General features: G+C 54.1%; 12 protein-coding genes and 1 tRNA gene. 10 read left to right on the forward strand and 3 right to left on the reverse strand.

Features of this window, described 5'->3' with window-relative positions; all coding sequences use genetic code 11:
• Window positions 1-123 precede the first annotated feature (123 nt).
• Window positions 124-978 (forward strand): tRNA threonylcarbamoyladenosine dehydratase, encoded by an 855-nt coding sequence (locus tag FYJ35_RS09190; protein ID WP_154525781.1) that lies wholly within the window; start codon window positions 124-126, stop codon window positions 976-978.
• 138 nt (window positions 979-1,116) lie between these two features.
• Here FYJ35_RS09190 and FYJ35_RS09195 read toward each other — a convergent pair.
• Window positions 1,117-1,187 (reverse strand) — tRNA-Gly (locus FYJ35_RS09195).
• 425 nt (window positions 1,188-1,612) lie between these two features.
• On the opposite strand from FYJ35_RS09195, the gene FYJ35_RS09200 reads away from it, so the two are divergent.
• The 3 genes from FYJ35_RS09200 (at window position 1,613) to FYJ35_RS09210 (ending at window position 4,921) form a co-directional block, all read left to right on the forward strand.
• A complete protein-coding gene (locus tag FYJ35_RS09200) occupies window positions 1,613-3,034 on the forward strand; it encodes an ABC transporter substrate-binding protein (RefSeq protein ID WP_154525783.1) in 1,422 nt (473 codons plus the stop codon).
• A gap of 107 nt (window positions 3,035-3,141) precedes the next feature.
• Window positions 3,142-4,035 carry a carbohydrate ABC transporter permease gene (locus tag FYJ35_RS09205; RefSeq protein WP_154525785.1) on the forward strand — a complete coding sequence of 298 codons (894 nt, stop codon included), beginning with the start codon at window positions 3,142-3,144 and terminating at the stop codon, window positions 4,033-4,035.
• 4 nt (window positions 4,036-4,039) lie between these two features.
• Window positions 4,040-4,921 (forward strand): carbohydrate ABC transporter permease, encoded by an 882-nt coding sequence (locus FYJ35_RS09210; protein WP_154525787.1) that lies wholly within the window; start codon window positions 4,040-4,042, stop codon window positions 4,919-4,921.
• A gap of 68 nt (window positions 4,922-4,989) precedes the next feature.
• Here the strand turns inward: FYJ35_RS09210 and mgtE are convergent, their stop codons facing one another.
• Together mgtE and FYJ35_RS09220 are read right to left on the reverse strand one after the other, a co-directional pair.
• Window positions 4,990-6,330, reverse strand: a complete 1,341-nt coding sequence (mgtE, locus tag FYJ35_RS09215) for a magnesium transporter (RefSeq protein ID WP_321058974.1) — start codon at window positions 6,328-6,330, stop codon at window positions 4,990-4,992.
• Window positions 6,331-6,457: 127 nt separating this feature from the next.
• Entirely contained in the window at window positions 6,458-8,122 is a 1,665-nt protein-coding gene (locus tag FYJ35_RS09220) for an alpha-amylase (RefSeq protein ID WP_154525789.1), read from the reverse strand.
• A gap of 229 nt (window positions 8,123-8,351) precedes the next feature.
• Here FYJ35_RS09220 and FYJ35_RS09225 point away from each other — a divergent pair, with 229 nt between their 5' ends.
• The 6 genes from FYJ35_RS09225 (at window position 8,352) to FYJ35_RS09250 (ending at window position 15,289) form a co-directional block, all read left to right on the forward strand.
• The gene (locus FYJ35_RS09225; protein WP_154525791.1) at window positions 8,352-8,789 is read left to right on the forward strand and encodes an anti-sigma factor family protein; all 438 of its coding nucleotides are present in this window, start codon (window positions 8,352-8,354) and stop codon (window positions 8,787-8,789) included.
• An 86-nt stretch (window positions 8,790-8,875) separates the two neighbouring features.
• Entirely contained in the window at window positions 8,876-11,833 is a 2,958-nt protein-coding gene (polA, locus tag FYJ35_RS09230; protein ID WP_154525793.1) for a DNA polymerase I, read from the forward strand.
• A 10-nt stretch (window positions 11,834-11,843) separates the two neighbouring features.
• On the forward strand, window positions 11,844-12,725 hold the full coding sequence (coaE, locus tag FYJ35_RS09235) for a dephospho-CoA kinase (protein WP_154525795.1): 882 nt from the start codon (window positions 11,844-11,846) through the stop codon (window positions 12,723-12,725).
• 25 nt (window positions 12,726-12,750) lie between these two features.
• Window positions 12,751-13,551 (forward strand): MBL fold metallo-hydrolase, encoded by an 801-nt coding sequence (locus tag FYJ35_RS09240; protein WP_154525797.1) that lies wholly within the window; start codon window positions 12,751-12,753, stop codon window positions 13,549-13,551.
• Between the two features lie 64 nt (window positions 13,552-13,615).
• On the forward strand, window positions 13,616-13,888 hold the full coding sequence (locus FYJ35_RS09245) for an ACT domain-containing protein (RefSeq protein WP_154525912.1): 273 nt from the start codon (window positions 13,616-13,618) through the stop codon (window positions 13,886-13,888).
• Between the two features lie 36 nt (window positions 13,889-13,924).
• A complete protein-coding gene (locus FYJ35_RS09250; protein WP_154525799.1) occupies window positions 13,925-15,289 on the forward strand; it encodes a PFL family protein in 1,365 nt (454 codons plus the stop codon).
• The last annotated feature ends 333 nt before the right edge of the window (window positions 15,290-15,622 follow it).

The raw sequence follows: 15,622 nt of genomic DNA on the forward strand, positions 1-15,622 counted from the left end.
TGCTTGCAACATTCTTTACTATAATGTGTTTGCCGGGAAGTGTCCAGAAAAACCAAATATGTGTTACACTATCCGGCGGCTGAAACAGGATCCGAAATCTAGAGAAATGGACGAAACAAATTTATGCTGAATCAATATTCAAGAACACAGCTTCTGATTGGAAAGGAAGCGATGGACAGACTGGAGAAGGCTACGGTTGCGGTCTTTGGGATCGGAGGCGTCGGTGGCTATGTCTGCGAGGCCCTTGTCCGCACAGGGGTAAAACACTTTGTGCTCATTGACGATGACAGGGTATGCCTGACAAACCTGAACAGGCAGATCCATGCGCTGAGAAGTACGGTCGGCAAGTACAAGGCGGAAGTCATGCGGGACCGGATGCTGGATATCGAGCCGAGAGCGGATATCCGGATTGTCAAGAGCTTCTATCTGCCGGAAAACGCAGATCAGCTGGATTTTCAGGAGTTTGATTATGCAGCAGACTGTGTTGACACAGTGACAGCGAAGCTTGAAATCATCACGAGGGCGAAGAGAGAGGGGATCCCGGTCATCAGCTGTATGGGAGCCGGGAACCATCTGGATCCGACTTCGTTCCGGATTGCTGACATCTACAAGACAGAGATGTGCCCGCTTGCGAAGGTGATGCGCCATGAGCTGAAAAAGAGAGGGGTCAGGAAACTGAAGGTTGTCTACTCCACTGAAAAGCCGGTCAGACCGCTTGAGGATATGAGCATCAGCTGCCGTACTCACTGTATCTGTCCGCCGGGGACGGTGCATAAGTGCACGGACAGAAGAGACATTCCGGGGTCAATTGCATTCGGACCCTCCGTTGCCGGTCTGTTCATGGCTTCCGAGATCGTGAAGGATCTTTGCAAAGAGGAGCTGAAGCAAGCAGACATGGAACGGGAGAAGTACAGAGAACAGGACCGCCGGATCCGCGCAATTGCGAAGGCAGAAAAGGAAAAGCTGGAATCGAATTGATCGTGCTGGCTTTGCCCGATGCTCCGGATGGATTGCCCCGCCTGCACAGTCAGGGGGCAGAACACCTGCATGCGGTGGAATGAAGAATGAAAAGTAATAAAACAGGAATCCGCTGCAGGCGGATTCCTGTACAAGAAAAGCGGCCAACGGGAATCGGACCCGCCTCCTCAGCTTGGGAAGCTGATGTTCTACCAATGAACTATGGCCGCAAGAGAAAAATATTCTTCTGAATTAATCGACTTTTCTATCATACCACAGGAATGAATGACTGTAAACTATAATTTTACCGGATGGCGTGAATTTTTGACCCCAGTTTGCACTCCAAAGTGGGGAACAGAAGGGGAGGCTGCAGGAATGCAGTCTTTTTTGGATTCTGAATAGGTACGTGAATAGGTACGACGCTTTCGATAATTTCGTAAAGCTAACGAAAACGAGAACAATTAATGCACAAAATTGATGAACGTTAATTAGTAAACATGATGAAAATGGTGATATTGCAAAATAATGATTTCAAATCGCTTGATAACAGGAAACAATTGTGATATGTTTTAAACGAAAACGATTAAGTAAACACAATAATTCATGAACTTCTAACAGCTTACGCAATCAACTTATTCAACAAGGAGGGAATCTGATGAAAAAAAGAGCTTTGAGCGTTGTTTTGTCGGCAGCCATGGTTGCGGCAATGGGAGTGCCGGCGTATGCGGAATCGACGGAGGCATCGACAGAGGGCGCAGGAAGCGGCGTCGTGGAAGTGGCAAAGAACGACCTTGCATACAAGGGAAGCCTCGACATCATGCATTTCTCAACATCTGAAGAGTCGCAGGCGAATGGCGGATCAGATGGATTCCGCACGACACTGGCAGCGTGGGAAGATGCTCATCCTGACATCAGTGTTGAGGAGAATGTCCTGGCGAATGCAGAGTATAAGACACAGGTTGCAACGCTTGCGGCGGCGGGCGATCTTCCGGATGTCTTCCTTCTCCAGGGAATGAATACCAAGCAGTGGGCAGCCCAGGGACAGGTCATGGATTTGACTGATATTATCAAGGCTTCTCCATATTATAAGGATTATAAGCAGGATTATTTCACACCGTTCAAGGACGGCGACAAGATCTACGGCTTCCCGGTGCTGACCGGTGGAACGTGCACGGTTGTCATTTACGACAAGGCAATGTGGAAGGAAGCTGGATTCGATAAGTTCCCGGAGACCTGGGATGATGTTGAGAAGGCTTCCGATTACTTCAATGGCAAGGGTGTTACGACAATTGCATTCGGCAATGGCGGACAGTGGCAGGCAAACTCCGATTTCCTGAGCACACTTGGGGATCGTTATACCGGAAAGGAATGGTTCCAGAGCCTGATTGACGGCAGTGGATCCAAGTTCACGGATGACAAGTTTGTCGCGGCTCTTACCGAGATGAAGCATCTGTTCACGGAGACGAAGATCTTTAACGAGGATTTCAACTCTGTGACGAACGAGGATGCCCGCGAATACTATATCAGCGGCGACGCAGCAGCGTTCATCGGCGGAAACTGGGATGAGTCTTACATCGCTACAACGCTTCTGGATTCGGATAAGGATAAGTACAACAATATCGGCTTTGCAGTTCTTCCGCAGCCGGCAGATGCAACGGAGGACCCGAATTCCCAGAACATTGGTCTTGGATATGCAGTTGCCATCAACCCGAAGGTTGCTGATGACAAGGATAAGCTTGCGGCATGCATTGACCTTGCACAGGAGCTGACCGGACCGGCCTTTGCCTCTTATGTGGCATCCAAGTACGCACTTGGCGGACTGACACAGGTTGCAGATGTTGACCTCTCTGCTTTCGACCAGGTTACCCAGGACTTCTACAATTACAGCTATGTCGACACAACACCGTGCGAGATCTATGATTCTTACATCAACAGTGCAGTGTGGGGCGTCTGCAACCAGGAGCTTCAGTCCATGATGAATGGCGAGATGGAGCCGCAGCAGGTTGCCGAGGATGTCCAGAAGGCATATGAGGAGAATTATCTCTCTTCTTCACAGACTGAGACGGAAGCTTCCTGACCGGCTGAAGCCGCAGGAGCATCCGCAGGACACTAGTTGAGACTGAGGGCCGTTCCGCCCGCCAAAGCGGGTGGAACGGCTGTTTCCATATATATGGGGGAACGATCATGCTGACGACCATCAAACCAAGGCGCAGGACAGTCATGCTGTACCTGAGTGTCCCGGTAGCGCTCTTTGTCTTTACGGTATTTGTGCCGCTTGTCACAGCACTTGTGTACAGTTTCTTTGAATGGAAGGGCGGCCCGTCCAAACAGTTCACCGGACTTGCCAATTATCAGCAGCTGTTTCGGGACGGTGTATTCTGGCAGGCATTCGGCCACAATATCTACCTGGTTGTCGCCTGCATCATCGGGCAGATCGGAATCGCCTTCATCATGGTCATGTTTGTCAACTCCAGAATGGCAAGACTGAAGGGAATCCACAGAACATTCGGCTTCTTTCCAAGCACGATCTCAGCGGTCTGCATCGGTCTGATCTGGAGCATGGTCTACCATTACAAGTTTGGTCTGATCAACTGGTTTCTCAGAATCATCGGGCGCCCGGATCTTCAGCAGGTATGGCTGAACGACTCCAAACATGTCATGCTCTATGTCACAATCCCGCTGATCTGGCAGTATATCGGATACTACATGGTCATCATCCTGTCGGCGATCGCATCAATCAACACAGATGTCCTCGAGAGTGCAGAGATTGACGGAGCCAACGGATTTCAGAAGTCTGTTTACATTGTCCTGCCGCTCATCCGCAACACCATGCTGGTGTGCATCACGCTCTGCATCGCAGGAAATATGAAGGCCTTCGATAACATCTATGTGATGACGTCCGGCGGGCCTGGTACATCGTCCATGGTTATGGCAATGTGGGGCTACAAAGTATCCTTCCAGCAATCCAACATGGGATACGGAAGCTGTATATCTGTCGCAATCTTTGTTCTGTCTCTGCTTGTAATTGGCGGGTCACAGTGGGCGATCAAACGGGCGACAAGGAATATGGGGGATTGAGACAATGATAGAATCCGGAAAAAAAGCAAAGTCAGCTGTCACGCCAGGAAAGCGGGTGCAGCATGGAGTCTGTGCCGTTCTGATCAATCTGGTTCTGATCATTTTCTCAGCGTCCTGCATCTTCCCGATCATCTGGATGCTCTATTCCTCCCTGAAGGAAAAAAAGGTGTTTAACGCAGATATCATCGGTCTTCCGAAGAATCCGACGCTGATCAATTACATCAGGATCCTGACAAACAAAGACTATCATCTCGCTGAATCTATGTGGAACAGCGTTCGGACGACAGGAATTTCGATCGTGGCGATTGTGCTGTTCAGCTTTATTGTCGGCTATATTCTGGCGCGCGTGCGTTTTAAAATGAACCGGGCGCTTTACGTGATGTTCCTGATGGGGATGCTGATCCCGATTCACTCGCTGCTGGTACCGATTTATGTCGTGTTTCGCCGCTGCGGGATGTCCAACCAGTGGTATACATTGCTGTTCCCGTACATCGCATTCGGGCTGCCGATGGGTATTTTCCTGGTGGAAGGTTTTGTGCGGACGATTCCGGTGGCACTGGAGGAAGCCGCCGCAATCGATGGAAGCTCGTTCTCCTATACGCTGTGGCATATCATATTCCCGATCTGCAAGCCAATCCTGACAACGGTCGCGATCATCCAGATCTTCGGCTGCTGGAACGAATTCTCATTTGCACTCGTTTTGATCAAGGATGTATCCCTGCAGACTGTGCCGCTGGCACTGACACAGTTCAAGGGACAGTTTGCATCCGACTATCCGAAGCAGATGGCAGCGATGCTCATCACGATGGCACCGGTCGTCATCCTCTATTTTGCCTTCAGCAGGGAAATCATCAAGGGCATGGTTGCCGGAGCTGTCAAGGGATGATAATCTTATCGCCTGTGACGGCTGCCCGCCGCAGGCAAAACGCCTGGAAAACCTGAAGCAGGAGGCTGTTATCGAAGGTGCGGCATCGCGATGGTTGCAAGGCCGAGCAGGAAGAAGAAACCAAGGCAGTCGGTCACGGTTGTTACAAAGACAGATGATGCGATGGCAGGATCAACATGGACTTTTTCGAGGATGATCGGAATGAGGTAGCCTGCCAGCGCAGCGGCGAGCATGTTCAGAATCATCGCCACGCCGGAAATAAGACCGAACCAGGGGTTGAAATCGTAGAACAGGGCGATGATGGAAACCAGAGCTCCGATCACGAGGCCATTGATCAGACCGGTCACAATCTCTTTGCCAAGGATTCGAAGACCATTTTCCTTTTCAATCTCATTCAGCGACAGGGCACGGACGACAATGGTGAGGGACTGGGTCCCGGCGTTGCCGCCCATGCCGGATATGATCGTCATGACGGCGGAAAGAGCAACAATCTGGGAGATGGTTCCGTTGAACTTTGCGATGACGCTGGAGGCCAGGATCGCGGTGGCAAGATTGACGACAAGCCAGGGAAGTCTGGAGCGGACCGCGTCCTTCACGGAGCCGTCGATCTTCTCCTCCTTGTCGATTCCGCCCATCCGGTGGATATCCTCGGTTGCCTCCTCGTTGATGACATCGATGACGTCATCGACGGTGACGATACCGACCATCCTTCCGTTCTCATCGACAACCGGCAGTGCAGCGTATCCGTACTTGGTGAAGAGCCGGGCCACGGCCTCCTGGTCCAGGTCGGTCCGTACGGAAATCACGTTGTCGTTCATGATGTCTGAGATCAGGGTGTCGAAGGGCGCCATGACGAGGTCGCGCAGGGAGACAACGCCCATCAGCTTATAGGTGACCTTGTCCACCACGTACAGGTACCAGGATGTCTCGGCGTTGACTTCTGTCTTGAGGTAGTTCAGCGCGCGCATCACGGTATTCGACGCATAGATGGCGATGAACTGCGTGGTCATGATACCGCCGGCAGTTTCCTCGTCGTATTTCAGAAGCTTCGTGACGTCGGTCTTCGTACGTCCGCGAAGGAGGGACTTGACGACAGCGTCCTTGTTGTCATCCTCCAGCTCCCGGATCAGGTCGGCGATCTCGTCGACGGACATCCTGTTCAGGACAGAGCCGATCCGGCCCGGATCGATGACCTTCAGGATTTCATACTTGTCATCATCTTCCGCTTCATCGATGACATCCGCCAGATAGTCATCCGGGAGCACGAGCAGATACCGGTAATCCTCGTCGCCGATATCCTGGACAGCCTGCAGGACGTCGGCAGGGTGGGTTTCATCCACAAGCTTCTGAATATTATCCGGTTTGCCGCTTGTCAGTAGTCTGAAAATCTCATTATAATCTGCAGCCACGTCGCTGTCCTCCCGCATCTGTCTGTAAGGTAGCATACAGCGATTCTACCACGGGCCCTTCTGGAATTGAACCTCCCTTGCCGTGTCAGGGACATTTTTTTACACCGATTTTACGGGCCTTCAGAGGTCAGAAATGAATCCGGATGTCGTTGTACGCCGGTTCGGTCAGCCATACACTGACATATCCGCCATGTACATGGAAGACACCTCCGCCCTGTTCATCAAGCAGGACTGGATCGTTATGCCGTCCGAGGGCATCCCGCAGAATTTTTCCTGCAAATGCGGGGCCAAGCGCCATGTATTTCGTGCCCTCTGCCCCGGCGGTGGCAAGAACGGCGAGCCCGGAATCAGCGTGCTCCGCGTCTCCGCCTCTTGTAAAGCCGACGATGGAATGGTCATCAAAATAGTCGGTCTGAGGCCCGTATGCATAACGGGACCGGATTCGGATCAGCTTTTTCAAATCGAGAATTGGCGATTCATTTGCACTCTCAACTCCGTAGTAATCTCCGTAAAAGACGCAGGGGATGCCGCTTTCCCGAAGAAGAATCATCGAGTAGGCAATGGGCTTGAACCATTCCGGGATGTAGCTTTCCAGTGCCTGGCCGGGCTCCGTATCATGGTTGTCGATGAAGGTGACAGCGCATTCAGGCCGCGCTTCTACAAGGGTATCGGTGAACAGACCCCGCATATCAAAGTTCTGTCCGTTCTGGGCTGCGCGCAGAAATGAATAATGAAGCGGAACGTCGAACAGGGTCAGGGGTGTTCCCTCCGCAACAGGCTGAATGGGCTCATCACTGTCCGGGACCATGATGTCTGCCTGCGTCTGGGCGGGGAGATCTGTCTTGTCCGCGCCCGATGTGCTTTCATCAGCACAAGGCACACTTTCATCGGCCTCCTGCCGGCAGTCGCCGGAGGACTTCTGCGGCCTTGGAGGAAGCGTCCGCTCCGGCATCCCATCCACGACGACATCAAGGTAGTGAAGAAGCTTCTTCAGATCGCCGCTCCAGTACTCACCGACGGCGAAGAAGTCCCGGCCTTCCCGCTCCCGCATGAAGCGCAGCCATCTTCTGTAGAAATCAAAGCTCATATGCTTCACCGCATCGAGCCTCAGGCCGTCCGGATGGACGGTGTCGAAATACCAGCTGCCCCAGTCTGTCAAGGCCTTGTAGGTGTCCGGCTCGTCGGTATCGAGGTCCACGCCCATCAGGTAATCAAAGTTGACATTCTCTGAATCAGTCTCCTGGTTCCAGCGTTTTCCCTCAAACAGAAAGATACCTTTTGCGCCGGTCGCCTGATCGAAGTCCGTGCCGGAGAAGTTCTTCTTGTCCCAGGTATGGTCAGAGTATTTGCCGCCCCGTCCCGGAAATGTGAACTTTGTCCATGCTTCGATCTCATGGGGACCGGAGATCTGTTCCTCCCGGTCTGTCGGTCTTGTGTCGACCGCCGTGATTTTCTCGGTTTCGTCGGCTCCCATCATCTGATTGAAGACGATATCGGCATAGACCTCCAGGCCTGCGGCGTGAAGCGCCCGGACAGCAGCCAGATACTGGTCAAGGGTTCCGTATTTTGTACGGACGCTGCCTTTTTGATCAAATTCTCCAAGATCGTAAAGGTCATAGACGTCGTAGCCGACGGATGCCGCGCCTGCAGCACCCTTGTAGGCCGGCGGGAGCCAGACAGAGGTAATGCCGGTGTTTCTCAGGTCGGCTGCGCAGGCTTCTGCCTTCTCCCAGAGAGTCCCGTCAGAGGGAAGATACCATTCAAAAAACTGAATAATCGTCTTGTTTTCCATCTCATCAAGCCTCCTTTTGAGGATTTCCGAAACCTTACAGCAATGGAAGGGCGTTTGTCAACATAGACGGCCTGCGCTATACTAGGGCATATGCGCCACGGCACCTGCGCAACCCGGCTGCAGCTGAGATCGTACAAGATGCTGCAGGCGCAACGCCGGAAACTGATAGAATACCAGATGCTGCAGGCGCAACGCCGAAAACTGACAGAAGACACAGTGAGGGATCCTGATGGATTGTGTGAGGGCTCAGAAGCTGATCAGACCGTATCTGGACGGGAAGCTGTCGGATCGTGAACTGGAAGAGTTTCTCGATCATGTCGATAGCTGCCCGGCCTGCCATGACGAGCTGGAAATCTATTTTTCCATCTATCAGACGCTGGGCGAGGAAACGGATGACGGTGATTACAATTTCACACGGAAGCTGGACGAGAAGCTGCAGAGGTCTGAGCAGTACCTGACACGAAGGCACATCTTCCGCTCCATGAAGATCGTGCTCATTGTATGTGCGGAGCTGTTTTTCATCGCCGCCTTCTCAGGGCTTGTGACAAGAGAACTCGAGGAAGTTCAGAGCACCATCGAGATGGTGGAGACGGAGACGGAACCGGACACGCAGGGACTCCGCCGGATCTGGAACAGAAATCCTGCCATCAGGGTGAAGATGGATTGATCCGCACAGTATACGCTGTATGCGCTGCGTCATGGATATTTCGGCACGGGACAAGATTTCCGGGCAGACAGGGGGACAGAAGCATTATGAGTGACCAGAAAAGAGAGAAGATCATTCTGATCGACGGACACAGCATCCTGAACAGGGCTTTTTACGGCCTTCCGCTTCTGTCAGACAGTGAAGGACTTCACACGAATGCGGTCCTGGGCTTTCTGAATATCATGTTTCGCGTACTTGATGAAGAAAAGGCGCAGTATCTCGCTGTCGCCTTCGATCTCCATGCTCCGACGTTCCGCCATAAGATGTACGATGCCTACAAGGGGACGAGAAGCCCGATGCCCGGGGAGCTGCGGGAGCAGGTCCCGGTGATGAAGGATGTCCTGCGGGCGATGAATGTCCCGCTGATGTCTCTGGAAGGCTTCGAGGCCGATGATCTGATCGGCACTGTATCGCTGGCGATGGAGCAGAAGGGACTCGATGTACGGATCATTTCCGGGGACCGGGATCTTCTGCAGCTGGCTTCGGACACGACGATGGTCCGGATTCCGAAGACGAAGAAAGAAGGAAGAGAAGTCGAGAATTATTATGCGGAGGATGTGAAGGCAAAGTATCTCGTTACACCATCGGAATTTGTTGATGTGAAGGCGTTGATGGGGGATGCCTCTGACAACATCCCGGGGATTCCGGGTGTGGGTGAGAAGACAGCGACAAAGATCATCGCGGAATTTCACTCCATTCAGAACGCATATGACCATCTGGATGAAATCAAGCCCAACAAAGCCAGGCTGTCCTTGCAGGATCACTGGGAGATGGCACAACTTTCCTACAGACTGGCGCTGATTGACCGGCATGCACCTTTCGCGCTGCCGCTTGAGCAGGCGCGTCTGGGAGAGGATAACAGCAGTCTCTATACGAAGGAAGCGATGGATCTGCTCAAGAGACTGGAGCTGAGACAGATGGTCAGGCGGTTTGCAGACCATATGCAGACGGGACCGTCGGCTTTGCCTGCCCGGCAGGCAGAAAGCAGTGCCAATCCGTTTGAAGAACAGAGGGCTGACACGGATGATACAGAGCCTTCCGGGCAGATAAGTCTGCCGGAAGAGAGCCGGCACGATGGAATGGATGGTTTTCGTGAACAGGTGTATCCATCCGGAGAAGGCTCCCGCACCGCAGATGAGAAATCAGAGAGCAGCAAAAAGGCGGATGAAGGCGCGAAGAATTTTCGGCTGATCGAGGATGCTGCAGAAGCAGAAGCGTTTCTCGAGAGGGCTGTTAAGGAAGAAAAAATCGGTTTATATGTGCTTGAGGAGGACAGCCGGCTGCTCGGGGCAGCGGTCGCTGCAGGGGCGGAGACTGTGCTTCTTCTTCCGGTGACAAGAAAGCAGCTTGCCATCCTGTCGTCCGGGAGCTGCCTGATCAGTGGCATCAATCTGAAGGAACAGCTCTCATTTCTTGATGGTGGGGATTCATTTCCGAAGGAGCAGCAGAGCCGTTACTTTGACTGCGCGATCGGCGCCTATCTGCTCAATCCACTGGCGGGTACCTACGTATATGATGGGATTTCCTCTGTCTACACGGGAAGGCTTGTCGAGACGCGGGAAGAACTGCTCGGAAAGAAGAGCCTTCTGAATCTGGCGGGGCTTGCCGAGGAGAATCTTGCGCTAATGATGAGTGGAAGTGCAGGGGAGAAAAGGACTGCAAAAAAGCAGGATGGCCCGGCGGACAGGGAGAGCGCCAGACAGGCGCTGACGCGCTTCAGCTGTCTGAATGCCAGAACGGCGCTGGCGGCCATGCAGCCGATCAGGGACAGCCTTGAGAAAGAGGATATGCTCAGACTGTTTACGGACATTGAGATGCCGCTGATGTTCACACTTTACCATATGCAGCAGGAGGGGATTCTGGTCCGTGGGGACGAGCTCAGGCGCTTCGGGCACTCCCTTTCCGGCAGAATTGACGAGCTGGAGAAAGCAATCTGGGAGCAGGCCGGCCAGCAGTTTAATATCAATTCCCCGAAACAGCTGGGGACGGTTCTGTTCGAGGACATGAAGCTTCCGGGAGGGAAAAAGACAAAGACAGGATATTCGACGTCCGCGGATGTCCTTGAGAACCTGGCACAGGATGTTCCGATCGTCCGTCTGATCCTGGAGTACAGACAGCTCACAAAGCTGAAATCGACCTATGCGGACGGTCTGGTGCAGTACATCGCGGAGGATGGCCGGATTCATGGCAGGTTCAACCAGACGGTCACGGCGACGGGAAGGATCTCCTCAACCGATCCGAACCTCCAGAACATTCCGGTGCGGACAGAACTCGGAGCCCAGCTCCGGAAGGTGTTCGTTCCGAAGGATGGTTCGATTTTTGTCGATGCGGACTATTCACAAATCGAGCTGAGAGTGCTGGCGTCCGCATCGGATGACCAGAACCTGATCGATGCGTACAACTCGGCGGAGGACATTCATGCGATCACTGCATCAAAGGTCTTTCATGTGCCGCTGGACGAGGTGACACCCCAGCTCCGTAGAAATGCAAAGGCGGTCAACTTCGGGATCGTCTATGGAATCAGCTCCTTCGGCCTGTCGCAGGGACTTTCCATCACGGCTGCGGAGGCACAGTCCTACATCAACCAGTATTTTGAGACATATCCGGGGATCAAGTCTTTCCTGGACGGCTGTATCCAGTCGGCAAAGACAAGAGGGTACTCCGTAACCATGTTCGGAAGGCGCCGCCCGGTTCCGGAGCTGAAGGAGAAGAACTTTATGCGGCGGAAGTTCGGCGAGCGGGTTGCCATGAATGCCCCGATCCAGGGAACGGCGGCGGACATCATTAAAATCGCGATGGTGGGAGTCGACCGGAGGCTGCGTGAGGAAGGCCTGAAATCGAGACTGGTGCTTCAGGTACACGATGAACTGCTGGTGGAGACAGAGATCAGCGAGAAAGACCAGGTTGAAACAATTCTCAGGGAGGAAATGGAAGGTGCGGCCAGGCTCCGGGTGCGGCTTGAGATTGACATGAAGAGCGGTGAGAGCTGGTTCGAGGCACACTGATGGAAAAAGGATGGAAAAGGGGGAAATGATGACAGGAACGCAGGCGGATGCCGCCCGGGAGCAGTCAGATGTACAGAACGTGCCCCCTGAAAGAATCTGGAGTCAGATCATCGTACTTGGCATCACAGGCGGTGTCGGCGCAGGAAAAAGCACAATTCTCACAGCGCTTCATGAGCAGTATGGAGCGCTGATCATCGAATGTGACGAGGTTGGCAGGGCGCTTCAGCAAAAAGGCGCTGCCTGCTATGAGCCGATGCGGCAGCTTTTCGGAGACGGAATCCTTTTCCCGGACGGGACAATTGACCGGAAGGCGGTTGCCCGCCTGATCTACACGGACGCACAGAAGCGAGATATGCTGAGCTGCATCGTGCATCCGGCCGTAAAGGCGGAAGTCAGAAGGCAGCTGGAGGCCTTTGACAGGCAGACAGAAGCCGGCTTTTCCGGCCTTTTCCAGAACCATGGAGCATCGGAGGACAGAACGGCCTGCCAAGCGGGAGAGCAGAGCATGCCGGCGCCGGGATTGATGGCAGCAGGACGACTGCCGGACCGGGCGCCGGATCCACAGAGGGAGGAAGCTGGAAAAGTCCATCCGGGAAAGAGGCGCGCACTGGCGGTTGTCGAGGCGGCGCTCCTGATTGACGATCATTACGAGGAGCTGTGCGACGAGATCTGGTACATTCATACAGACGATGAAAAACGCCGTGTCAGACTCAGGGAGAGACGTCATTATTCGGACGAGCGCATCACGCGGATGTTTGAGGCGCAGAGAAGCGATGCCTCCTTCCGCCGCCACACACAGCTGACAATTGACAACACGGATGATTTCGTTCAGAATACCTTCAGGCAGCTGAAAGAAGGGCTGAAGAGCCATTTTCCGGAGCTGTTTTTGTAAGAAGCAGAAAGGAAACAAGAAATCCATGGATTTCTGTAGTATTGCAAGTGGAAGCAGCGGGAACTGCATCTTTGCCGGGTCGGATGAAACAGCGATTCTGATTGATGCGGGCATCAGCTGCAAGCGGATCGCGGAGGGACTTGCCGGGATCGGCAGAAGCCTGTCCGATCTGACAGGTATTCTGATCACGCATGAGCATTCTGACCATATCAGCGGACTGGGCGTTCTTTCAAGGAAGGTGCAGATTCCAATCTATGCGACGGCGGCAACCATCCGGCAGATCATGCGGTATACGCCGATCGGGAAAGTCGACCCGTCGCTTTTCAGGGTCATCACGGCGGACACGCCCTTTACCATCGGGGATATGAGGGCGGAGGCCTTTCACATTTCTCACGATGCAGCGGATCCGGTGGCTTACCGGATCGAGCAGGGCGGAAAGGCGGCAGCGGTGGCGACGGACATGGGGTGCTACGATGATTATACGATCAGCCACCTGAAGGATCTTGATGTGGCGCTGGTGGAGTCCAACCATGATGTGAACATGCTGGAGGTCGGGCCGTATCCGTATCCGCTGAAAAGACGTATTATGTCAGAAAAGGGGCATTTGTCGAATGAGGCAGCCGGGCACCTTCTCACACAGATTCTGAGCCCGAGGATGCAGGCAGTGTACCTGGGACACCTGAGTCAGAACAACAACTACGATGCGCTGGCGTATGCGACGGTGACGACGGAGATTGATGCAGACGAGGACTGTGAGGTCCGGTCACATGACCTTCCGATTATGGTAGCGGACCGCAGCCATCCGATGGAGCCTGTGACAGTATGAGGAGACGGCGCCCGGGCGGGGCAGCGGCGCGGCGGACAGGTCAGCCCCGGAGAGGAGTTTCATGATGAAAAAGGTAATTATCACAGTCGTCGGCAAGGACACAGTCGGTATCATTGCGCGGGTTTGCACCTACCTCGCGGAGCGCGGAATCAATATCCTTGACATCTCCCAGACCATCGTCGGCGGATACTTCAACATGATGATGGTCACGGATCCGACCGGGGCGACAATCCCGACAGCGCAGATTGCAGATGAGCTTTCACAGCTCGGCAGTGAGATGGGACTCTCCATCCGGGTCATGAATGAAGACATTTTCAATGCCATGCACCGGATCTGACACTCCGAGGGGCAGCAGCGGGGAAAGGATGAAGAGATGATCAATATACTGGAAGCCAAAGAGACGGTCGATATGATCGCCAGAGAGAATCTGGATGTCCGCACGATCACGATGGGCATCAGTCTGCTGGACTGTATTGATTCTGATCTGGGCAGGCTCTGCGACAATATCTACAATAAAATAACATCGAGAGCGGCAAAGCTGGTGAAGACCGGCGAGGAGATCTCCAAGGAGTACGGAATTCCGATTGTCCATAAGCGGATTTCTGTGACGCCGATCGGTCTGATCGGGGCAAGTGCCTGCAGGACACCGGATGATTTTGTCCAGATTGCCAGGACGCTTGACAAGGCCGCAAAGAAGGTTGGCGTAAACTTTCTGGGCGGCTTTTCTGCGATCGTTTCAAAAGGAATGACGCCGGCAGAGGAGAATCTGATCCGTTCAATCCCGAAGGCGCTTGCGGAGACAGATGTTGTCTGCTCCTCAGTGAACGTAGGATCCACCAAAACAGGGATCGACATGGATGCGGTCCGGCTTCTCGGGGAGATGGTTCTTCAGACAGCCGAGTATACGAAGGAGCAGGATTCGCTTGGCTGTGCAAAGCTCGTGATTTTCTGTAATGCGCCAGATGACAACCCGTTTATGGCCGGGGCGTTTCACGGAGTGACAGAGGGTGATACTGTCATCAATGTCGGCGTTTCCGGGCCGGGGGTCGTCAAGACCGCGCTCCAGGCGGTCCGCGGCGAAAGTTTCGAGGTACTCTGCGAGACAATCAAGAAGACCGCATTCAAGGTGACAAGAGTCGGACAGCTGGTCGCGAAGGAGGCATCGGAGCGGCTGGGTGTACCGTTCGGTATCGTGGACCTGTCGCTGGCGCCGACACCGGCAATCGGCGACTCGGTTGCGGATATCCTTCAGGAGATCGGAGTGGACTACGCCGGCGCGCCCGGCACGACGGCGGCGCTGGCGCTTCTCAATGACCAGGTCAAGAAGGGCGGCGTCATGGCGTCCAGCTATGTCGGCGGACTTTCCGGGGCTTTCATCCCGGTCTCCGAAGACCAGGGCATGATCGATGCCGTGAATGCCGGTGCTCTTCATCTGGAGAAGCTGGAAGCCATGACTTGTGTCTGTTCCGTCGGACTGGACATGATTGCCATCCCGGGAGACACGAAGGCCAGCACGATCAGCGGCATCATAGCGGATGAGATGGCGATCGGGATGGTGAATCAGAAGACGACCGCCGTCCGTCTGATCCCGGTGATCGGAAAAGGGGTCGGAGACACCGTTGAGTTTGGCGGACTCCTCGGACATGCGCCCATTATGCCTGTCAGCAGTTTTGGCTGCGAACGCTTTGTCAGCCGCAAGGGCCGCATCCCCGCCCCCATCCACTCATTCAAAAACTGAGTGCATAAGCCTAGTCGCCGTGACCAGTCACGTGACGCGCTTGCGCGTCAAAGTGACTGGTCACGAGCGACGGCAACAGACATGAGCGCAAAGCGGTGCGAAGCAGCGCGGGAGCGCGAATGTCTGAAGCGACGCGGAAGCTGCGAAGCAGCAAAGCGTCGCGAGGGCTTATGCACGGCAGAGGAAAACAGTCACGTGACGCGCTTGCGCGTCAAAGTGACTGTTCACGAGCGACGGCAACAGACATGAGCGCAAAGCGGTGCGAAGCAGCGCGGAAGCGCGAATGTCTGAAGCGACGCGGGAGCTGCGAAGCAGCAAAGCGTCGCGAGGGCT

Source organism: Porcincola intestinalis (assembly GCF_009696445.1).
GTDB lineage: Bacteria > Bacillota > Clostridia > Lachnospirales > Lachnospiraceae > Porcincola > Porcincola intestinalis.

Coding starts and splice junctions, on each gene's coding strand:
- FYJ35_RS09190 (WP_154525781.1), top strand. CDS start 124: ATGCTGAATCAATATTCAAGAACACAGCTTCTGATTGGAAAGGAAGCG.
- FYJ35_RS09200 (WP_154525783.1), top strand. CDS start 1,613: ATGAAAAAAAGAGCTTTGAGCGTTGTTTTGTCGGCAGCCATGGTTGCG.
- FYJ35_RS09205 (WP_154525785.1), top strand. CDS start 3,142: ATGCTGACGACCATCAAACCAAGGCGCAGGACAGTCATGCTGTACCTG.
- FYJ35_RS09210 (WP_154525787.1), top strand. CDS start 4,040: ATGATAGAATCCGGAAAAAAAGCAAAGTCAGCTGTCACGCCAGGAAAG.
- FYJ35_RS09220 (WP_154525789.1), bottom strand. CDS start 8,122: ATGGAAAACAAGACGATTATTCAGTTTTTTGAATGGTATCTTCCCTCT.
- FYJ35_RS09225 (WP_154525791.1), top strand. CDS start 8,352: ATGGATTGTGTGAGGGCTCAGAAGCTGATCAGACCGTATCTGGACGGG.
- polA (WP_154525793.1), top strand. CDS start 8,876: ATGAGTGACCAGAAAAGAGAGAAGATCATTCTGATCGACGGACACAGC.
- coaE (WP_154525795.1), top strand. CDS start 11,844: ATGGAAAAGGGGGAAATGATGACAGGAACGCAGGCGGATGCCGCCCGG.
- FYJ35_RS09240 (WP_154525797.1), top strand. CDS start 12,751: ATGGATTTCTGTAGTATTGCAAGTGGAAGCAGCGGGAACTGCATCTTT.
- FYJ35_RS09245 (WP_154525912.1), top strand. CDS start 13,616: ATGAAAAAGGTAATTATCACAGTCGTCGGCAAGGACACAGTCGGTATC.
- FYJ35_RS09250 (WP_154525799.1), top strand. CDS start 13,925: ATGATCAATATACTGGAAGCCAAAGAGACGGTCGATATGATCGCCAGA.